The organism is Ruegeria sp. Ofav3-42 (assembly GCF_022347725.1).
Taxonomy (GTDB): domain Bacteria; phylum Pseudomonadota; class Alphaproteobacteria; order Rhodobacterales; family Rhodobacteraceae; genus Ruegeria.
In genome coordinates this window covers 291,833-310,762 of sequence record NZ_JAKRGB010000002.1, presented here as the reverse complement: position 1 = coordinate 310,762, position 18,930 = coordinate 291,833, and the positions used below count along the sequence as shown (strand labels likewise).

The following is an 18,930-nucleotide window of genomic DNA, read 5'->3' as shown; positions in this document are numbered from 1 at the left end:
AATAGGAGCCGCACGACGCTGCAAAACGCGCGTGTGCGGTTTCGTTCAGTGAATTTTGTCCCACCCTCCTTTCTCGGCTTAGCCGAAACCGTGTCTGCGGAAATTGCTCGCTGTAATGCGCGATTCGCCGACACATCAGGAATTAGAGCTTCGAAATAGAAGCAGACCCATGGTTGCAGGCCGAGGGCACCGTGAATAGCTACCCTAAAGCACTAGAACGCCCAGTGCGTTGATTTCATTGTCGTAAAACTTGTGTGATCAAAAGTACCCGCACATGTTGCCCACACGCCTGAATTGAAACCAGCAGTTTAAGAAACCCTGCGATTACTTCTACTTATGCGGGAAGAGGTCTAGTTCACCTAATCGAAAGTACTAGAACCGATTTTCGCAGTCGGAGGTATCATTGATGAATCTTGTACTTTCCGCTATAGTCGTATCTCTATACTGTTAGTTTCTTCGAATTCTACTCTACGAGTGCTGGTTACAATTTCGCCGTTTTTTTTCGCGGCGCGGGTTAATAAGGGGGGAATAATGGGCAATCCGTTTCAGGATAGTGTTGTCGCAAACGATTCTAATCCCGAAGAATTCTCGATCAATTTCGTCGGTAAGGAACTCTTCTATTCAGATCAAACCATCAATGCTGTTCAAAGCGAGTTTGGCGTGTCCACGCGACGGATCGAAACAATTGACGCGCTGCCGGCGTTAAACGGTTCCGATGTCGGGGCCGGCAAGGTGGTCGTCGTCGATCAGATGCTGCTGGATGATCTTTTGACCAGACCGCAAGTCTATTCCGAAAGCGCGGGGTCAGGGTGCCTTGCTTTCGCCTATCGCAAGGAAGATGCAGCCCGCCTGGCTTTCGAAAACTGGGATCGTGGTCAATTTGGCGACATCGGCTACCTACCGATGAACGTTGCGCCGGACGTCTGGAGATCCATATTGCGGTTATTGCTGCACGAAGAGCTGTATCTGCCGTGCTTTCTTGCGGATTGCGTGGTACATCCGCAGATTTCCTCGAATGAGCCTCAGGAACCCGCGTCAAAACCGAGCGATCTGCATCCCATCTATTCCAAGCTGACACGACGGGAAAAGCAGGTTCTGCAGCTGGTCTCAAAAGGTCAAAGCAACAAAATCATCGCGTCGAACCTGGGTATCACCGAGCACACCGTCAAACTCCACATGCATAACGTGGCGGGCAAGATCGGTGTCAGCAACCGAACGGCGGCTGCGCAATTCTTTTTTGAGGTCGCGCCGAATGAGGCGCGCAATCTGCCCGTTGACTGACAATTTTGAATCCCGCTTTGACCGCCTCATCCTGATGGTCGGCCGGTTGAACTATATGTGGACCAACACGGAAAGCCTGTTGATTCACTTGATCGCCGGGTTGACGGAAACTGATAAGGACGTTGCCGTCATCATATTTCTGACGCTGAACACAAGTCGCGCCAGGATTGATCTGGTTGAGCGACTGGCAAAGATGGAAGGCCGCCCAGAGGAGATACGCGACCCGATTCTGGATCAAACGCGGCGGCTGGGCAAACTCTCTGGCATTCGGAACAGATACAACCACTGTATCTATTCCTTTGACCCGGACAGCGGTAATCCCAAAACCATATTGATGCGCATTGCCGACCGGAAGACGGATATCAAACTCGGTCGGCAAGATATGGTTGACGAGGACGCAATGAAAGAAATCGAAAACGTGGTCGAGCAGCTTTCGGAAGCGAACAGAGATATCTGGAAGTTGATCAGCCAACTTGGGTTTCCAACCTGAAAAGCTGTGGTGCGGGCGGTGGGACTCGAACCCACACGGGCATACGCCCTTCAGATTTTAAGTCTGATATGTCTACCATTCCATCACGCCCGCTCAGCGTGCCGGGCCGCGTTGGGACCCCCAAAACTCAGTAAGACTATCAAGCCCTGAATACAATGCGTTTCACGGACGAAAATTCGGGTTTCATATTTCTTGGGTCCTGCCAGTTACTTCGCATTCCAGCCGCACGGTATGGCCGCTTTTGCTGCCGCCGCCCCCGGTACGGCCTCATCGCCGCTGTGATGAGATTTCCGCACTTGACCGATCACGCGCCAAGGTTGCGCGCACCTTGCTTAACCTCCACCAAAGGTTTAACCCTGTGCCATAACCCAAAAGCAATTGAGTTTACTTATGAGTACCGAGCAGAAGTCCTTTCAGGATCGCGTCGCGCGTATCAGTCAACGCGCGGAAGAAGCTGCCAGAAAAGCTCCGCCACCCAGAACCGAAAGCATTTGGAAACGCCTCGCGTATCCCGCATCTTTCCTCGGTGCATTTCTAATGGGTGTGCTGGTGGTATTTCTGACCCGCTACATTCAGCTTCAGATGGCGGGTGTACCGGACGCTCGTCAAATCAACACGCAGGATTTTATCGGTATAGGCCTGGCCAGCATGGCTGGGATCGTCATATCGCTTTTTCTCAAAGACAAACAAAAAGAGTTTGCCAGCGCGAGCACTGCGGGCGTGCTTCTGACGACTTTCACCTTTCACAATCTGGTATGGAAGTACCCTGCGTATTTCGAACGGATATACAGTGAAGAATGGGTGGAGTTCATCCAGAAGCTAACCGAACCATCCAGTCTCTATATATTTGGCATCGTCATTGGCATGAACTGACCAAACCCCGCCCAAATTTCTAAGAACGCGACCCTACAAGGCTCACCGACAATCGAGACTAACAGCGCAGCGCATCAAAATCACACATCGCGCCACCGCCCGAACCACATCTCGATCAACCGCACTTAGAAACGCGCGATACCGCGACCTGCCTACCAGAGATGAATGGTAATTCGTGGTGCCCCACACGGAATACATAAAATAAGTGTATACTCTTAAATTATGAAATATAAACACATACCACACGATACCCCGAATGGTACCCCTAGTGGCGAAATTGCCTCGCCTGCATTTGCGGTGTACTTACCACGACGCTTCACCATGTAGAGGCCAATTTTGACCTCGAACAAAACTACGTCCTCAAAATCCAGTCGTTCGTATGATACGAGCATTGCGATCAATCTGGAAACGAGCCAGCTTTAATGGTTTGAACATTGAAGACAGTAATCTGAACATTCGCTGATGCATGCTTTAGTGACCGCTTTGCGGACAAAGCTGCCGTTCGTTTTTGTTCGAAATTTTATTCTTATGGCGCATTTGAGGTCGAAAACGAACACGACGCTTCAGGTGGCTGTTGAATGAGCAATTGCGCTTTTGGGGGTACCGGAGTTTCAGCCTGAAGGCGTGTCTGTAATGGCGTCGACATTTCGCTGAAACTCATCGGGGGCATTACCTCGTGGATAGGGCTGGTCAGGGATCGGGCAGCCCAAAAAACCGCACAGAGGGCCCCATCCGCTACCAAGCTCATAAGTCAAGAGGCGGTCTTCACCGAACTCGGCTTGAATGTCCGCAATGTTCTTTTTGTAAACAGACACCATGTGGTCCCGGTCAGCGATATTCCCACCGAACACGCCGTCGGCGATTAGCTTTACTCCAATTGATTCAGGGTCGTCGCTGTTCCGCAATATCGGCAATATGGTGTTTTCCATGCTTTCATACCAAGAATCAGCGTCGCGCACCGAGAGAATGATCTTTGCTTTCGGGAAGTGGGCGCTCAGTTCTCGCCAAAAATAGGCGCCGGGCCAGTCAACGGTCGCATTATACTCGGAGAAGACTTCATCCCAATCCGGTGTTTCCCCGCTGGCTGCTGCGCGCCACACCGCCACGCGCTCAGCGTGGGGCAGCACCTCGTACATATGGTAGCACGGTCCCAACTCTAATATTTCAAGGGCCCTTTTAAGGGACTCGGTACCTGTACGACCGAACCCTGCACCAATGACTGAAAGTCCCATATGAAATCCTAATAAAAATTCTGCTTATGTTTACTAATTAGACAAGAAACCACGCGAATTGTCTACGGACACAAAAAGGTTCAGGTGTAGAGCTTGATAGCTTGGCACGATGTCCGGATTGTGCTCAGACCGGTCATCTGACTGTTTCAGTGGGTCATAGGGTCGGTTCAGACCGCATCAAGGTCGGCTGAGCGGACTTAGTTGCCGTTCGCTGATATTGAGCGAACTACTGCTTGTCGGCTATGTCGTTGGGACGTGGTGATCAACTGTATTTACAGAAAGTGGCGGAGAATGGCGACTATTGTTAATTGGTGGAAGCGGCTTTTCGGCCAATACCCAGCTGAAGTCCAATCCCAGAAAATTCAAATCGGTGATTTGGAGCTCATTCCCTCTAGTCAGACTGTTGCGCGGGCGGAAACAGCACTTCCAGGCACGGAAAATTTAGAGCCAATTATTCGTCTCGCTCCTCCACCCGTGGATTCCGATCTAGTCGGTCTCTCTGACCCAGACGCAATGCAGGACTACACACCAAGTCCGGTCGCTGAATGGAGCCTAACTTTTGAGGCGAACCAACGGTTTGATTGTGCCGAATTGGCGCAGATATTACACGCAAGACATGACGAATTCAGCCGCCCAATGCACCATGTACGCACCCCTGAGGGCCAGATCACGTATTTATCGTCATCTGATACCCCGCCACACGGAATTGCGCTGATCCCCGCATGGTCTTTGGGAGAATGGGCTAATCCAGATAAAGAAAAGATCTTTGTGGGGGCTCAAGCTTTAGCAAAAGCTCTGACCGAGCTGCCAGACGGCTTTCAAGCAACGGATATCTCCTTTGATTTACTTGAGAAACAAGTGGATCAGGTGTCCCAACTCACAGCGATTAAACCTCGGACCGTTATTGTAGTTGCACATCATCCTGAGGGCGGCTTCTGGAAAGGTCGGGAGATTTGGGCTTTGTTACACCAATTGGGTCTGAAATGGGGAGATATGGACTGCTTCCAGTGGGCCGACCCGACCAATCAAACTGACTATTTAATTTGGGTGGAGGTTGATGATGGCGATCTTGGCTACGCATTGCCTGAAAGGATTGCAGCCGGCGAGCAGAATTTTAGAGCCATAAAGTTCTCGTTTGATATTCTCCGCAGCCCGGCACCTGAGCACGTTTTGAGTCAGTTGGTGGTAATAACAGCGGCATACCAAAAAGCTCTGTCGTGTAATCTTAAGGCATTTCTGGACGACGATCCTGTTGCTAGCCCAGAAGAGTTACGCCAAGGCGTCGAAAGTGCGGTGCAACATCTGAAATCGCTGGGTCTGAAACCTGGGAGTGACGATGTTTGTCGGCTTGTTTGAGCGGTTTCTAAACTTACGTGCCCGGCAATTTGGATAGGTTTTATCGGGAAAGCTCGTCGGTGATTCTAAGCGATGAGTATGAATTTCTCGAACAAACCGACCCAAAATTGATCGTCCGCCAGTGCCTGCTGACGCAGAAATCTACTATTGCCGGGCTCTCTCCAGGAAAAGTGCTTCTTGATCTCCATAGCGACCCAAAACTTCATTCGCGAAACGACCTTTTTTGCAACATTGATGGAGGCCGCATATTCAGGGTCGAACATCGCCGAGGTATGCGTGCAGGATAGAGCCTTATCAGCCCAATGCATCATCGCAGTGACCGCTTCGGTTGCGTAGCCTTTTCCATGAGCGCAGGTTTTGAGCACCCACCCGGCTTCTGGTCTTCCGTCCAATGTTGGCTCCGAATCACGATGATAATCCGCAAGGCCAACCTCGCCCAGGAAATCACCGTCGGTTTTGGATTGAACAACCCAATACCCAAAGCCCAAGAGTTGCCAATGACCAGCATAGCGAAGTAGCCGCGACCAAGATTGCTCATGTGTCGACGGCACTCCGGATATGTGTGCAACCACCTCTTTGTCAGCCCACATTGATGCACTGTCGTGAAAGTCACTTACCCGATGGCCACGAAGGATCAGGCGTTCGGTTTCGATCGTCGGCACCAGCGATGTGTCGTTCATTCAATTAGGCCCTTCCAATAGAAATCAGCGTGAGTTTCGAGCGCTGAATATGTTGCAGGCGGTTGTCGCACTCCATGATCAAATGCGGAAAAGATCAACCCTTGCAGGCAATGGCGAAGAGTGCTGCATCAGTCCTAATCGGCTCGCACCTGACTTTCTCTGCGACAGGCTCCAATTGGTCGAATGAGCCCTTAGTGAACGATGCGGCGCGATCAACCGACGACGGTTACGCGCAGAAAGCGGGCTTTGCAAAGTTCGGAATGCGGCCCAAGCCGGACATGAACTCAGAGTTCAGTTGTTGCGGAGGGGTTCTCCAAAGCCGCCGTTCACACGCGGCGCTTCATCCACATGGTCGGCATGTGCGCAAAGCAGATTCACCCGACATTCGAGTTAACAGAAAGACGTATCTAAGCGGAACGCCCTAATATCAAGGCCGGTTTACAACAAAGTTCGGTACTATCCCTGCCTTCATGATCGCTGCTTCAACATTATGCTCTGCGAAGAAACCGAATCCAGAGATGAGTGCGGAAGCTATGCCTGCATTTCGTGCACCTAGAATGTCGGTGTGCAGGCTGTCGCCAACCATCAGAACCCGGGACTTGTCGATGTGACCCAGACGATTGAATGCAAGATCATAGATGTTAGCGAAGGGTTTTCCAAAGAACTGAGGGGTGACGCCTGTCCGGTCTGCTAGCAGGTGCGCGTAAAGACCGGGTTCCTTGGAGAAACCGTACTCGCGCGGAGCGACAATATCAGGATTGCCGACCAATACCGGGCGGGGACGTTCCAGCAAAGCGGCTTCCAACATAGCTTGTCGCGTTTCATTCCAAACAGCTGACCCAATCATCAAAAAACCGTCGACGGTTTCGTAGGGCTTCGGGTCATCCTCCAGATAGGATAGTTTCAACTCCTCCAGATCGCGAAGGCCGGCACTTGGAGTTGCCATCAATCCCCAATGCAACTCACTTTGGCCGTTTAGTTCAGACAACAACGTGGCCCGACTGGTGATCACGTCTTGTGGCGCGAAGTTGTAGCCAAGCCCATTGTATTTCTCGATAAGAGTTGTGTGGGGAAACCCTGCGGCATTCGATACGACCAGAACACGTTTGCCGGCGGCTGTCAGCGACCTGACCCGATCTGGTGTATCCGGGATTGCCGTATCACCAATGTTGAGAACCCCGAAGGCATCGAGGAGGAACACGTCAAACTCGTGAGCTATGTCCTCCAGCGTGTCCGCCCGACGATAGCTCACTTCAGTAGATCTGGTTTGCGGAAGACGATGTCTTACAGCCTCGTAGGCGTCAAAAGCCTCTTGCGCAGAGAAACCGGTCAAATGATGGCCCCTCTTACTTTCGCCGAAACCCATTCGCTGATCATAACCGCGACCAGAATTACAATCAGGATCAGACTAACTTGCGGCCAAGCCAGTACGTTGAGCGAAGCCGACAATTGCAACCCGATACCCCCAGCTCCAACCAGCCCGAGCACCGTGGACTCGCGGATGTTGATATCCCAACGGAATACGGCAATGCCCGCGAAAGCGGGTAGGATTTGCGGTACTATCCCATAGGCCATGACCTGCCAGCGTGAAGCACCGGTTGCCGTGATTGCTTCGACCTGCGTGTGATCAATTTCCTCAATCGCTTCGTAAAGAAGCTTTGCGCAAAACCCGATTGAACGAATGGCGATTGCTATGACACCGGCGAACACTCCGGGACCAATAATCGCGATCAGAAGAAGCGCCCAGATCAACGAGTTGATAGAGCGGGTCGAGACAATGACCAACAGGGCAATCGGTCGGATGAACAAGGCCGATGGCGTGGTGTTGCGGGCCGCCAAAAAGGCGACGGGCACTGCCATGCATAAGGCAATGATTGTTCCCAGGGTGGCAATGTTTAGCGTGTCCCAAATCGGGCGACCCAACTGGGTGATGTAATCCCATTTAGGAGGCGTTGCACGGGTCCAAATATCGTTGGCGATGCGGGGCGCATCCCAGACGAAAAACCAAGTCGTCGACTCTGAGATCAGCTGCCAGCAGTAAACAAAGATCGCCACGCCCAGCAACCAGCCGAACCAACGGACCAAGCTCTGACCCGTTGTCCGGCGACGCCAGATTTGCGCATCGTCGCGTTCGAGTATCGGCATTACTGAACCCTCGCTCGTATAATTCCCGAAAGGTATTCAAGTGCCATCACGATGCCGATGATAAGAATGAGAATGGCTGCCGCAGTGTCGTATTCATAGCGGTCGAATGCGGTGTTCAAAGTTGCACCAATTCCACCAGCCCCCACGAGCCCGAGGATCGCGCTTTCTCTGAAGTTGATGTCGATCCGATACATGGAAAGGCCCACAAGTCGCGGCATAACCTGGGGCTGAACTCCATAGTTGATCCATTGTGGCCAACGCGCTCCAGAGGCCTTAATCGCCTCGGCCTGAACTTTGTCCATAGCTTCGATATCTTCGGCCAGAAGTTTTGAGAGAAACCCGATGGTGGCGAAAGAAAGCGTCAGAAATCCGGCCAGCGGGCCAAAGCCAAAGATAGCCACAAGCAAAATGGCGACAATGATCTCTTGCAATGCCCGACTTATCGCGACGATGCCTCGGCAAATCATGTAGATTGGCAAGGGCGCGATATTACGTGCAGCTCCCAGCCCAATCGGGATCGAAATCAGGATGCCCACAACCGATGCGGCCACGGTCATCACGATACTTTCCAGAAGGCCGCTCCAAATATCTGACCAGCGTGAAATGAAGTCTGGGCTGGTGAACGCAAGCACAAACGCCCACCCTCGATCCAGCCCTTCATAGACACGGCCCCAATCAACTTCGATGGTCATGAACGCCGCGATCAGGTAGGCGAAAAAGCCAAGGAGCAATGCCCAGCGGAGTAATGGGTTTTTGACAAAGGCAGGCTTACGCCAGCCTTTTCCCAGCATGTCGTCTAACTCTCGATGGCTCATTCTGCAGCCTCGACATCTTCATCTTCTTCCACTTTTTCGATGGTTGCTTCCCAGTCTTCTTCCCCATAGATCTCGGTCAGCTTCTCAGGGGTAAGGCCTGTCGGAAGTCCATCATATACAATTTCGCCAAATCGGAGTCCCACAACGCGGGGAACAAACATCTGAGCGAGCGCCACATCATGGATATTGATTATGGCTGCCAATCCACGTTCCTGACATAACTCGGTGATTAGCCGCATTATCTGACGGCTGGTCTTTGGGTCCAGCGACGCAGTTGGCTCATCAACCAGCAACAGTTTCGGGTTTTGAATCAAAGCGCGGCAGATGCCGACCCTTTGGCGTTGACCACCCGACAATTCGTCCGCCCGTTTATCCGCCATGTGCAACAGCCCCACCCGATCAAGTAAACGGAAGGCTTCGTCCACATCCGACTGCGGATACCGCCGTAGAAAGCTGCGCCAGAACCCCACATAGCCCAACCTGCCGGACAGTACATTTTCCATCACTGTCAGGCGTTCGACCAAGGCATATTCCTGAAAGATCATGCCCATTTCGCGGCGCGCCTTCCGCAATGCGCCCGATCCGAGTTTTGTCAGGTCTACATCATCCAAAAGGACACCGCCGCTTGTAGGTTCAACCAATCGGTTAACACAGCGGATCATGGTTGATTTGCCCGCGCCCGAGGGCCCAATCAACGCAAGAACCTGTCCTTTTGGAACCTCAAGATCAATCGCCTTCAGCGCCTGATCTCCGGTCTTGTACGTTTTCGTCAGCTTTTGAAGACGCAGCATGAAATGCCCCAGATTAGGGTGAACAGCGGGCCCATTCAGGCCCGCCGGATCAGTGAAAGGTCATTGGCAAGCGTAAGAGACGCCATTGGCAGCATCAATTTTACGAATGACGTCCCAGAATTCCTGATAGGTCATCTCAAGGAATTGGCCTTCGTTTGATTTCGAGAACTCAGCTTCAAGTGTCGTCCCCTCCCAATCGAAATTGAAGAAGGCATTGCGGATCTTTTCCTGCAGCTCGGATGTCAGGTTGTAGACGGTGCCAAACCCAGTGGTCGGGAACGTCTGCGACTTATAGATCGTAATGACATCATCCTCATTGATCACGTCACGAGAGATCATCCGCGATTTAACCGAGTTCGCAATTGAGGCCGCTAAGTAGTCTTTGTTGGCAACACCTAGGATCGAGTTGTCGTGTTTGCCCGAATAGACAGGCTCAAAGTCGCGTTCGGGCAGAAGATCAAAGTCGCTTTTCAGGATCGCGGAAGGTGCCTTGAATCCCGAATTCGATGTGGGGGATGTAAAAGCCAGTTGCTTTCCCTTGATGTCTTCAACTTTTTCGATGCCCGAACCCGGATAGGTGATGATTTCCATCTCGTAACCAAAATTACCGTCCTTCGAAGCCATGATTGTGAACGGTCGGAACCCTGCGCAGTTTACCGCAAGTGGGTTGGAACCGGTGTTGAATCCCGCAATATGCAGGCGCCCTGAGCGCATCGCCTCGATCTGGGCTGCGTTGTTCTGGACTGGAAAAAAGACAACGTCCTTGCCCGTTTCTGCTTTCAAATGGTCGAGAAAGTCTGACCACGCAGTTTTGTATACGGCAGGGTCTTCAACCGGCGTATAAGCAAAGATCAAAGTGTCTGGATCTATTTGCTCGGAAGGATCTGTAGGGATATCCGCGATCAAATCCCCGTCGGCATCACAAAAACGCTCGTCCAGGTCACCGCGTGGACAATCCTGCGCCGACGCTGTTCCACTCATCGACATGAGTGCGATTGCAGATGCCCCAAGCAATAGTTTGATATCGATCTTCATGTTTTCCTCCCAGTCATGTGCGGTGCTTTTTGTCCGCTGTTAATCAATCATTTTATGTCTACCCGGCGACGAGAACGTCGACCTCGGCGCCCTCAATAGCGTTACGCAATTCTCCTGTTGGTTTTTTGTCGGTGACTACGGAATCCAAGTCGTTAAGGTCTCCTACTTGAGACAAGCCTTTCCGGCCGAATTTCCCGGAATCAACAAGTAGGTGTCGTTTCTCTGCACGCGTCAGCATCACCCTCTTTACTGCCGCAAAGCCCCGCACTGTTTCTGAAGGACCTTCTGTCGACAACCCAGAGGCACCGATCATGCACCTGTCGACGTTGAAACGGGACAGAAACTCCAGCGTCTCGGTTCCGATAGTTGCAGACTCAGTTGCCAAGTATTCCCCTGGGCATAACAGGACTTGTGCAGCCCCATGGCCAAGGGTCATAGCTACGGGAATGGAATTGGTAATTACCGTGCAAGGGGTACCAATATAAGCCAGTACACGTGCCATTTCGATTGTGGTCGAGCCGGAATCGATCATGACCGTTTCACCGCTCCGGATCAGTTCTGCTGCAATAGCACCTATCCGTTCGCGTTCCTCAACCTGAGCGTTTGTTCGTTCATCCAAACCCGGATAGTGCCCTTGCGCAGCGGCTGATGCCCCCCCGTGTGCCCGCGCTATCAAGCCGTCGTTCGACAGAGCATCGAAATCTCTACGTACCGTTTCGTTGGAGACGTTGAACCGCTGTGCCAGTTCGTTGATGCGAACGTGCGGGCGCAGCTTCAGCTCCAACAATATCTGTTGGCGCCGGTCGGACTTCTTTACCCGGCTCTGGTTCTTTTCAGACATTTTGCCGCGCGTTTTTGTTTTGGACATCCGACGACCCGACTAGGCTTCGAAACCTACTTTTGTGGGCTTTCGGTCATAATGCAATATTTTTTGTTGCATAACCCTCAGAAGGTTGTGAGAATTCGAGCGAACACAAGTAATTCGAAGCGCAAAGCGAAGATGCACAGGTTGATCAAATTCAGAATACGAGCCAAGGCAAAGCGTTAACCGGCCAACCTGCCAATCAGACAGCTTCCTTTTGGTCTTGATCGTGTGGCATTGAGGGGCGGCATGGGCGACAGCGAAACGGCAGATCAGATTGCGGCGCTTCCGATGCGCTGGGATAAGACTGGCAAGTTGCGCGTTCTTATGGTCACTTCGCGGGATACCGGTCGGTGGGTTATCCCAAAAGGATGGCTAATGGACGGCAAAAAACCATGGCATGCCGCAGAAATAGAAGCTCAAGAAGAAGCAGGCGCAGTCGGCACCATATCGAAACGGCCCATCGGTCATTTTTTCTATGATAAACGATACGAGGGGCGAAGCAGCGTTCGCTGCCGCGTTACCCTTTATCCTCTGGTCGTCGAAAAGTTGAAGCGACGCTGGAAGGAAGAAGCTGAACGAACGCGTCATTGGTTCTCACCGGCAAAGGCCGCAAAGTTGGTTCAGGAAAGAGACCTGTCAGATTTGCTGCATAATCTAACAGACGATCCAGAAGTCAAAATTGTCATAAAGAAACTTCGAAAGGCTGCATGAGGAAGGGCATGAAAGTACCGGGAAACCCGGACGCATTAAGCTCAAAGGGAGGAAAAAATGAGGAAATTGACATCCACTGCGGTTGGATCGGTGATTGCCCTAGCTGCGTCACTGTCGGCGGCACAGGCCGATAAGCTGACATTCTATTGTTCGGCACAGGAAGACTGGTGCCAACTCATGGCGCGTAGCTTTGAAGATGCGACGGGCATCGACGTCAACATGACCCGGAAGTCGTCTGGTGAAACCTTTGCACAAATCCGCGCCGAAAGCTCGAATCCGAAAGGAGACGTTTGGTGGGGCGGGACGGGTGATCCGCATTTGCAGGCCGCCGAAGAGGGCCTGACGATGGAATACATGTCCCCAATGCGCGACCAGCTTCATGATTGGGCGATATCCCAGGCAGAAAGCGCGGGCAACAAGACGATCGGCATCTATTCAGGCGCACTCGGCTACGGCTACAATGCCGATCTTGTTGCTGCCAATAACCTACCCGAACCGGCCTGCTGGAAAGACCTGCTAAAGCCCGAATACAAGGGCCACGTTCAGATGGCGAACCCGAACTCATCAGGTACGGCCTATACCACGCTCGCGTCGATGGTGCAGATCTTTGGCGAAGATGAAGGCTTTGAGTTCATGAAAGGTCTGCATTCGAACATCAACCAATATACCAAGTCTGGTTCTGCGCCGATCAAGGCCGCCGGTCGTGGTGAGAACACCATTGGTATCGTCTTCATGCATGACGCTGTGAAGCAGGCCGTTTCAGGATTCCCGATTAAGGTCGTCGCACCGTGCGAGGGCACAGGATACGAAATTGGCTCGATGTCGATTATTGAAGGAGCCCGCAACGAAGAAGAAGCGAAAAGGTTCTATGACTGGGCACTGTCACCCGAAGCCCAGAACCTTGCTCTTCAGGTCAACGCGTTTCAGGTACCGTCGAATAAGAGCGCCGAAACTTCAGATAGCGCGCCAGACATGAGTCAGATCAAGCTGATTGACTATGACTTCAAAAAGTATGGTTCCTCAGACGAACGGAAGCGTCTGTTGCAGAAATGGGACGAAGAGGTTTCGACTCTGCCGCAGTAAATGACTGACCGGACTTCAAAAACGACCCATCCGGTCCTGATCTTCTGGATCATGGCTGGGTGGGTCGGATTCTGCCTGTTGCCTTGGTATATGGTCGACGGTGGCCTTTGGTCGTTCGAGTGGCTTCTGGACGGCTACCCATTCGAAGAGGATTATGCCCCCGCTGCGTTTCTGATTGGACAGGGTGAAAAACTTTGGCTCGCTCCGCTCCTGATCGCACTCGCCCTGCCGCTTCTGGTGTTGAAGCGCCCCAAATCTGATCCACTTTACGCCAGAATACTGATCCTGTCAGGGGCGCTTGGCTTCGGCTGGCTGATCGCTCAGGGGTTCAGCATTGGCATCAGAGGCTTCAACTTCAATTGGTTGGAGGCGATGTTTGGCGAACTCGGCGACCGTCAGTTCGGCATGGGCTACGGCGCGATGATATGTGCCTCAAGCTTTCTGTTCCTGCTTACTCAGGGGATCGCGGCAAGGGGTGCCATTAACGGTGATGTCTTTGTCGTAAGCGCCATCGGTGGCGTTATTACGATTGTCACCGCGTTTGTCTTTTTTCCCATCGCGAAGATGCTTTTTGCTGCCTTCATCACCGAAGACGGCGCGTACTCCATCGCGGTATTCTTCTCAAAGTTTTTCGATGATCGACTGTGGGGTCTGGGATGTTTTCAGGGCGCGCGTTGTGGTGCCGCCTGGAATTCACTGTTCCTAGCCATCTTAGTTGGCGTCATCACCACGGTCCTGGGGCTTTGCTTTGCACTGGTTGTGACGCGCTCAGGCTTTCGCCATAAACGCGCGCTGCGGGCTCTGACCGTTCTGCCAATAATCACCCCGCCATTCGTGATCGGCCTGGCGCTTATCTTGCTTTTTGGCCTGTCCGGGTCCGTCACCCGGTTCTTTGCCGAACTTTTCGGCACCCAGCCGACACGCTGGCTTTATGGAATGCCGGGCATCCTGATCGCACAGACACTCGCGTTCACGCCAATTGCGTTTCTTGTTCTGATAGGTGTGGTTGAAGGCGTCTCGCCGTCGATGGAGGAAGCGGCTCAAACGCTCCGTGCCAGCAGATGGCAGACATTCAAGACGGTTTCCTTGCCCCTGATGCGGCCCGGTCTTGCAAACGCATTTCTTCTGGGCTTCATCGAAAGCATGGCCGATTTTGGCAACCCACTTGTATTGGGCGGCAATTTCGACGTGCTTTCGACCGAAATATTCTTTGCCATCGTTGGCGCTCAATACGATCAAGGCAGGGCCGCGGTTCTGGCCATGGTGCTGCTGTTCTTTACTCTTTCCGCTTTTTATGCGCAGCGTGTCTGGCTGGGTAAGAAAAGCTACACAACCGTCACCGGCAAAGGGGATGCCGGTGTTCATCCGCTGATGCCGACTGGCCTTTCAGTTCCGGTACTACTCATCGCTCTGGGCTGGGCGCTGTTCACAATTGTTGTTTATGCGATGATCATTTACGGCAGTGTCGTCGAGTTGTGGGGTGTCGATAACTCGCTGACTATCAAACACTATGTCACCGCATTCTCCGTACGTTTCGAAGAAGATAGCGTTCGCTGGACCGGAGCCGCTTGGGACAGTTTCTGGACCACCATAACGATCGCGGCCATTGCTGCCCCATTGACTGCCGCCGTTGGTCTGGTGACCGCTTATCTGCTGACCAGGCAAAGTTTTGCAGGCAAGAACGCTTTCGAATTTGGAACAATGCTGTCCTTCGCTATCCCCGGAACAGTGATCGGCGTCAGCTACATCCTGGCCTTCAACGTTCCGCCAATTGAAATCACGGGTACTGGTGTCATTCTCGTTGTCAGCTTCATCTTCCGTAATATGCCGGTTGGCGTTCGTGCGGGGATCGCGAGCATGTCGCAGCTTGACCGCAGCCTTGATGAATCCTCGCTGACCCTTGGTGCAAACTCGTGGCAGACGTTCCGAAACGTCATCCTGCCGCTATTGCGCCCTGCGATACTTGCTGCGCTTGTTTACAGTTTTGTCCGTGCCATGACGGCGATCTCGGCTGTCATCTTTCTGGTCAGCGCAGAATATGACATGGCGACCAGCTACATTATCGGTCGGGTCGAGAATAACGACTATGGCCTTGCGATCGCCTATTCGACAACGCTGATCTTTGTGATGCTGGCGGCGGTCGGTTTACTGCAACTTCTCGTTGGCCGGGTCCAGATTGGTCGACGCACGCAACACGGAACGGAGACATCGCGATGACCGACACCAAAATCGGTTCCAAGGCCGCCCCGGTACGCTTTGAGAACGTGTCGAAAGTATTCGGTAAGGACGTCGTCGCCGTCGACAACATCAACCTGCATGTCGAGGCAGGAAAACTCGTCACACTGCTTGGTCCGTCAGGCTGTGGGAAAACAACGACTCTGCGCATGATTGCCGGGTTGGAAATGGCAAGCTCGGGCAAGATCCTAATTGGTGATCGGGACGTGACCAAATTGCCCGCCACCGACCGTGACGTATCTATGGTTTTCCAGTCATACGCGCTTTTCCCTCACATGAGCGTGCTGGAAAACGTGATGTATGGCCTCACATTCTCGGGTTTTGCAAAGGATGAAGCCCGCAGCCGCGCTCTGTATGGATTGGAACTGGTTGGCCTGCAGGGGTTCGACAACCGTCTTCCCTCCGAACTGTCAGGGGGGCAACAACAACGTGTTGCCGTCGCCCGCGCGCTGGTTCTTGAGCCTCAGGTTCTGCTGTTCGACGAGCCGCTGTCCAATCTCGATGCTAAGCTTCGCCGTCAGGTGCGAGAGGATATTCGGGCAATCCAGCAAGATCTTGGTTTGACAGTTGTTTACGTGACCCACGATCAGGAGGAGGCACTGGCGGTCTCGGATGAAATTGTCGTCATGCGCAACGCAGCGATCGCCCAAATGGGCACACCGCGCCAGCTTTACGATGCCCCGAACGACCGTTTTGTCGCCGATTTCATAGGTGAGGCAAACCTCTTGGATTGCCAAATCGTCGATATCAATGGCGACGTGGCAACGATAGAAATAGAAGGCTACCGCCACACGCTGCCACATCGCGGTTTGTCCGAAGGAAACGCAACCATTGCAGTGCGACCCTCACGCCTGGTGATCGGCTCAGACCAAGGCATAGCAGCCAAGGTGGCTAAGGCGACCTATGTTGGCGTTCGGATGGAATATACGCTGATCGGTGTATTCGGTCAGGTTTTTGCCGTACACGATGAAGTCGATGCGCCGCTTGATCCCGGCACCGAAATCAGAATGGGTTTTGCTGACAAAGGGCCCGTTCTTTTGCCGGATTAAATGCCGAAACTCATTATCATCACACACCCCGAGGTCTCTATCGATCCCTCCGTCCCGATAACTGAGTGGGGCTTGAATGCTGTGGGCCGTAAGCGCCCTACTGAATTTGCATCCAGTGGAATCTTGTCCAACGTCACTCAGGTATGGACCAGTGACGAGCGGAAGGCCCGCGAAACAGGTGAGATTCTTGCTGCACCAAGAACGCTACCCGTTAATTGCAACTTGGGTCTTGGTGAGAACGACCGCAGCGCAACCGGTTACTTGCCGCTGAAAGATTTCGAAGCCGCGGCCGACGCTTTCTTTGCTCAGCCGAAAAGTAGCTATCGCGGCTGGGAAACAGCGATCGAAGCACAGATACGCATTCATCGGACAGTCACTGAGATTATCCAGTCGCATGATGCCGGGGATCTTGCAATCGTGACGCATGGAGCAGTGGGCACATTGCTTTGGTGCGCACTCTCGAATTGTTCGATAGACCGCAAGCACGACCAACCCTCACAAGGCCATTTCTGGCAGGCTGATTTAGCTACGCTCAAGCCTGATTCATGTTGGGTCTCTTTGGCATAGACGTTAAGCGTTCCAAGCGTTCTCTGCGATGTCACGCAACGTCTCGAACACATCTGGTGTCCCCACGATCACGCGCCCGCCGTCTCGGATCATCGCATCGGCGTCCTGATCCTCGACAACGCCACCCGCTTCCGAGACCAGCAATTGCCCAGCCAGACAATCCCATGCATTCATGTGCTCCTCCATGTAACCCAGAAGGCGCCCGGCAGCGACGTAAGCCAATGAAAGCGCTCCGCTGGCGTTTCTGTGAAACATCGCCCCGCGCTCGATCAGATCCTCGATAACAGGTAAAACATGACGGCTCTCAATCCGGTTCGAGTATCCTACGGCCACTGTTCCGTCACGCAATGCCACTCCTGAAGCGACACGTATCGGTGATCCGTTAAGTGTCGCTGTTTCTCCGCGAGTTGCGACAAAAGTTTCATCCACGTTTGGATCGTGGATCACACCAATCTCCGTTTGGCCTTCAGTGACACCAGCCAGAACAATGGTCCATGCAGGAATACCGTTCACGAAATTCGTGGTCCCATCAATTGGATCAATGACCCAGTTAAAGCCACTCTCACCCGCTACCGCGCCATGCTCTTCACCGTATACGCCATCTTTGGGCCACGCCTCCGCGATCCTTTGACGAATGAAAGCCTCGACGTTCCTGTCCGCCTCGCTAACCCAGTCCTGAGCGCCTTTTTGGTCAACTATAAGATTGACCCGATCTGCAAAGAACTTTTTGGCAAGTAGCCCAGCCTCCTCGCAGACTTCGGTGGCAAAGTCTCTGCGTTCTGAAAGTCGAGACATAGGTGTTCCTTTTTCGGTTGGAGAGTTGCCCAACAACATTGAAGGCCAAGCGAAGACTAGGCAACCAGATAGTCTTTTCGCTTACCTCAGGGGGCATTTTCGTCTCCACAAACTTTCAGTTCCTGGTGTATTCGGTCTCCTCCGCGATCAATCGTCCGGTCGTTGGTTCTCTAATTTCTGTTTGTTTTGAAGGTAGAAACGATATGCGGTGGAGCAGCTAAGATCCTGAAACACCCACCCTTTGAATGTCGGCTTACTTGCCGGCGCTCAATTTGGTCTGTGCACGCAACAAAGGTCGGCTCTCCATTCTAACCGCAGATCTGAAGTCTCCGCTTTGAGCTGAATGCTGTCCTCCGGACCAAAAATGCGTATGGCCGCAAAGTCCGCAGACCGGAACTGCAAAGTCTATTTTAGAATGTCCGGTTCGGGCTGCGACCCGCCGCTGACGCGAGTCGCACAGAACGACAGTTCTGCCTTCAACCCAGTCGTTGCCGTGCAACCAATTGCTGGGTTAGCCTTGCCAGTATGAGGACGACCATCTCGATAATCGGAACATGGGCATTGAAGAGTTTCGTCACCGAGTTCGACGACGGCTCCACTCTCCTGCCCTATGGCGACAACCCGCAAGGCCGGATCGTCTACGCGGGCAGTGGGTTCATGTCGGCTCACCTTTGGAACCCCGACCGGCATGTCCAGGGAGCCAACTCAAGTGAATACCCCAGCTACTTCTCGTATTGCGGTGATTGGTCAATTGAAGGCCCAGTCGTTCGGCACCGGGTTCATGCTGCGACCGAGGCATCTTGGGCCGGGCAGGACAAATTGCGAACTATGACGCCAATCGGCGAGCTTTTGGAATTGACGGCAGAAGGGGTCGTTTTCGGGGGAAAGGAAGGACGTGGTATTTTGGTTTGGGAACGCCTGTAGTGT

The 18,930-nt window shown here is 52.8% G+C and carries 19 protein-coding genes and 1 tRNA gene; 10 read left to right on the top strand and 10 right to left on the bottom strand.

The annotated features are described in order from the left end of the window. Nucleotides 1-531 precede the first annotated feature (531 nt). Entirely contained in the window at nt 532-1,281 is a 750-nt protein-coding gene (locus MHN28_RS04325; RefSeq protein ID WP_239336312.1) for a response regulator transcription factor, read from the top strand. Further along, on the top strand, nt 1,253-1,771 hold the full coding sequence (locus MHN28_RS04320) for a hypothetical protein (RefSeq protein ID WP_239336309.1): 519 nt from the start codon (nt 1,253-1,255) through the stop codon (nt 1,769-1,771). Before MHN28_RS04325 ends, MHN28_RS04320 begins: the two co-directional genes overlap by 29 nt. Before the next feature lie 7 nt (nt 1,772-1,778). On the opposite strand, the gene MHN28_RS04315 is transcribed toward MHN28_RS04320, so the two are convergent. Then, a tRNA-Leu gene (locus tag MHN28_RS04315) sits at nt 1,779-1,864 on the bottom strand. Between the two features lie 297 nt (nt 1,865-2,161). Between MHN28_RS04315 and MHN28_RS04310 the strand changes: the two genes are divergently transcribed. Beyond that, nucleotides 2,162-2,644, top strand: coding sequence for a hypothetical protein (locus MHN28_RS04310; RefSeq protein ID WP_239336308.1), 483 nt, complete (start codon nt 2,162-2,164; stop codon nt 2,642-2,644). A 611-nt stretch (nt 2,645-3,255) separates the two neighbouring features. On the opposite strand, the gene MHN28_RS04305 is transcribed toward MHN28_RS04310, so the two are convergent. Further along, nucleotides 3,256-3,876 carry a sulfotransferase family protein gene (locus MHN28_RS04305; protein ID WP_239336307.1) on the bottom strand — a complete coding sequence of 207 codons (621 nt, stop codon included), beginning with the start codon at nt 3,874-3,876 and terminating at the stop codon, nt 3,256-3,258. Nucleotides 3,877-4,167: 291 nt separating this feature from the next. Between MHN28_RS04305 and MHN28_RS04300 the strand changes: the two genes are divergently transcribed. Beyond that, nucleotides 4,168-5,232 (top strand): hypothetical protein, encoded by a 1,065-nt coding sequence (locus MHN28_RS04300; RefSeq protein ID WP_239336306.1) that lies wholly within the window; start codon nt 4,168-4,170, stop codon nt 5,230-5,232. A gap of 65 nt (nt 5,233-5,297) precedes the next feature. Here MHN28_RS04300 and MHN28_RS04295 read toward each other — a convergent pair whose 3' ends face one another. The 7 genes from MHN28_RS04295 to MHN28_RS04265 form a co-directional block, all read right to left on the bottom strand. Then, entirely contained in the window at nt 5,298-5,894 is a 597-nt protein-coding gene (locus tag MHN28_RS04295; RefSeq protein ID WP_239336305.1) for a GNAT family N-acetyltransferase, read from the bottom strand. 445 nt (nt 5,895-6,339) lie between these two features. Continuing rightward, nucleotides 6,340-7,278, bottom strand: a complete 939-nt coding sequence (locus tag MHN28_RS04290) for an HAD-IIA family hydrolase (RefSeq protein ID WP_239336304.1) — start codon at nt 7,276-7,278, stop codon at nt 6,340-6,342. Next, nucleotides 7,242-8,057: a phosphonate ABC transporter, permease protein PhnE gene (phnE, locus tag MHN28_RS04285; RefSeq protein WP_170327399.1), complete on the bottom strand. Its 816-nt coding sequence runs from the start codon at nt 8,055-8,057 to the stop codon at nt 7,242-7,244. The genes MHN28_RS04290 and phnE (MHN28_RS04285) overlap by 37 nt, the downstream gene beginning before the upstream one ends. Continuing rightward, nucleotides 8,057-8,872 (bottom strand): phosphonate ABC transporter, permease protein PhnE, encoded by an 816-nt coding sequence (phnE, locus tag MHN28_RS04280; RefSeq protein WP_239336303.1) that lies wholly within the window; start codon nt 8,870-8,872, stop codon nt 8,057-8,059. Before phnE (MHN28_RS04280) ends, phnE (MHN28_RS04285) begins: the two co-directional genes overlap by 1 nt. Then, nucleotides 8,869-9,663 carry a phosphonate ABC transporter ATP-binding protein gene (phnC, locus tag MHN28_RS04275; RefSeq protein ID WP_239336302.1) on the bottom strand — a complete coding sequence of 265 codons (795 nt, stop codon included), beginning with the start codon at nt 9,661-9,663 and terminating at the stop codon, nt 8,869-8,871. Before phnC ends, phnE (MHN28_RS04280) begins: the two co-directional genes overlap by 4 nt. Before the next feature lie 60 nt (nt 9,664-9,723). Then, nucleotides 9,724-10,698, bottom strand: coding sequence for a phosphate/phosphite/phosphonate ABC transporter substrate-binding protein (gene phnD, locus MHN28_RS04270; RefSeq protein WP_239336301.1), 975 nt, complete (start codon nt 10,696-10,698; stop codon nt 9,724-9,726). Between the two features lie 58 nt (nt 10,699-10,756). Next, the gene (locus MHN28_RS04265) at nt 10,757-11,566 is read right to left on the bottom strand and encodes a DeoR/GlpR family DNA-binding transcription regulator (RefSeq protein WP_239336299.1); all 810 of its coding nucleotides are present in this window, start codon (nt 11,564-11,566) and stop codon (nt 10,757-10,759) included. Nucleotides 11,567-11,809: 243 nt separating this feature from the next. Here MHN28_RS04265 and MHN28_RS04260 point away from each other — a divergent pair, with 243 nt between their 5' ends. The 5 genes from MHN28_RS04260 to MHN28_RS04240 are packed head-to-tail and all read left to right on the top strand — an operon-like array spanning nt 11,810 to nt 17,208. Beyond that, nucleotides 11,810-12,274, top strand: a complete 465-nt coding sequence (locus MHN28_RS04260; RefSeq protein WP_239336297.1) for an NUDIX hydrolase — start codon at nt 11,810-11,812, stop codon at nt 12,272-12,274. Nucleotides 12,275-12,331: 57 nt separating this feature from the next. After that, a complete protein-coding gene (locus MHN28_RS04255; protein WP_239336294.1) occupies nt 12,332-13,357 on the top strand; it encodes an ABC transporter substrate-binding protein in 1,026 nt (341 codons plus the stop codon). After that, the gene (locus MHN28_RS04250) at nt 13,358-15,574 is read left to right on the top strand and encodes an iron ABC transporter permease (RefSeq protein WP_239336287.1); all 2,217 of its coding nucleotides are present in this window, start codon (nt 13,358-13,360) and stop codon (nt 15,572-15,574) included. Next, complete coding sequence (locus MHN28_RS04245) at nt 15,571-16,641, top strand: ABC transporter ATP-binding protein (protein WP_239336285.1); 1,071 nt, start codon at nt 15,571-15,573, stop codon at nt 16,639-16,641. The genes MHN28_RS04250 and MHN28_RS04245 overlap by 4 nt, the downstream gene beginning before the upstream one ends. Next, nucleotides 16,642-17,208, top strand: coding sequence for a histidine phosphatase family protein (locus MHN28_RS04240; protein ID WP_239336283.1), 567 nt, complete (start codon nt 16,642-16,644; stop codon nt 17,206-17,208). A gap of 3 nt (nt 17,209-17,211) precedes the next feature. On the opposite strand, the gene MHN28_RS04235 is transcribed toward MHN28_RS04240, so the two are convergent. Then, entirely contained in the window at nt 17,212-18,003 is a 792-nt protein-coding gene (locus MHN28_RS04235; protein ID WP_239336281.1) for an inositol monophosphatase family protein, read from the bottom strand. 525 nt (nt 18,004-18,528) lie between these two features. Between MHN28_RS04235 and MHN28_RS04230 the strand changes: the two genes are divergently transcribed. Continuing rightward, the gene (locus MHN28_RS04230) at nt 18,529-18,927 is read left to right on the top strand and encodes a lipocalin-like domain-containing protein (protein WP_239336280.1); all 399 of its coding nucleotides are present in this window, start codon (nt 18,529-18,531) and stop codon (nt 18,925-18,927) included. Nucleotides 18,928-18,930: the final 3 nt, after the last annotated feature.

Coding starts and splice junctions, on each gene's coding strand:
- MHN28_RS04255 (WP_239336294.1), top strand. CDS start 12,332: ATGAGGAAATTGACATCCACTGCGGTTGGATCGGTGATTGCCCTAGCT.
- MHN28_RS04320 (WP_239336309.1), top strand. CDS start 1,253: ATGAGGCGCGCAATCTGCCCGTTGACTGACAATTTTGAATCCCGCTTT.
- phnE (WP_239336303.1), bottom strand. CDS start 8,872: ATGAGCCATCGAGAGTTAGACGACATGCTGGGAAAAGGCTGGCGTAAG.
- MHN28_RS04260 (WP_239336297.1), top strand. CDS start 11,810: ATGGGCGACAGCGAAACGGCAGATCAGATTGCGGCGCTTCCGATGCGC.
- MHN28_RS04245 (WP_239336285.1), top strand. CDS start 15,571: ATGACCGACACCAAAATCGGTTCCAAGGCCGCCCCGGTACGCTTTGAG.
- MHN28_RS04325 (WP_239336312.1), top strand. CDS start 532: ATGGGCAATCCGTTTCAGGATAGTGTTGTCGCAAACGATTCTAATCCC.
- MHN28_RS04240 (WP_239336283.1), top strand. CDS start 16,642: ATGCCGAAACTCATTATCATCACACACCCCGAGGTCTCTATCGATCCC.
- MHN28_RS04265 (WP_239336299.1), bottom strand. CDS start 11,566: ATGTCCAAAACAAAAACGCGCGGCAAAATGTCTGAAAAGAACCAGAGC.
- MHN28_RS04230 (WP_239336280.1), top strand. CDS start 18,529: ATGAGGACGACCATCTCGATAATCGGAACATGGGCATTGAAGAGTTTC.
- MHN28_RS04310 (WP_239336308.1), top strand. CDS start 2,162: ATGAGTACCGAGCAGAAGTCCTTTCAGGATCGCGTCGCGCGTATCAGT.
- phnE (WP_170327399.1), bottom strand. CDS start 8,057: ATGCCGATACTCGAACGCGACGATGCGCAAATCTGGCGTCGCCGGACA.
- MHN28_RS04305 (WP_239336307.1), bottom strand. CDS start 3,876: ATGGGACTTTCAGTCATTGGTGCAGGGTTCGGTCGTACAGGTACCGAG.
- MHN28_RS04235 (WP_239336281.1), bottom strand. CDS start 18,003: ATGTCTCGACTTTCAGAACGCAGAGACTTTGCCACCGAAGTCTGCGAG.
- MHN28_RS04300 (WP_239336306.1), top strand. CDS start 4,168: ATGGCGACTATTGTTAATTGGTGGAAGCGGCTTTTCGGCCAATACCCA.
- MHN28_RS04290 (WP_239336304.1), bottom strand. CDS start 7,278: ATGGGTTTCGGCGAAAGTAAGAGGGGCCATCATTTGACCGGTTTCTCT.
- phnD (WP_239336301.1), bottom strand. CDS start 10,698: ATGAAGATCGATATCAAACTATTGCTTGGGGCATCTGCAATCGCACTC.
- phnC (WP_239336302.1), bottom strand. CDS start 9,663: ATGCTGCGTCTTCAAAAGCTGACGAAAACGTACAAGACCGGAGATCAG.
- MHN28_RS04250 (WP_239336287.1), top strand. CDS start 13,358: ATGACTGACCGGACTTCAAAAACGACCCATCCGGTCCTGATCTTCTGG.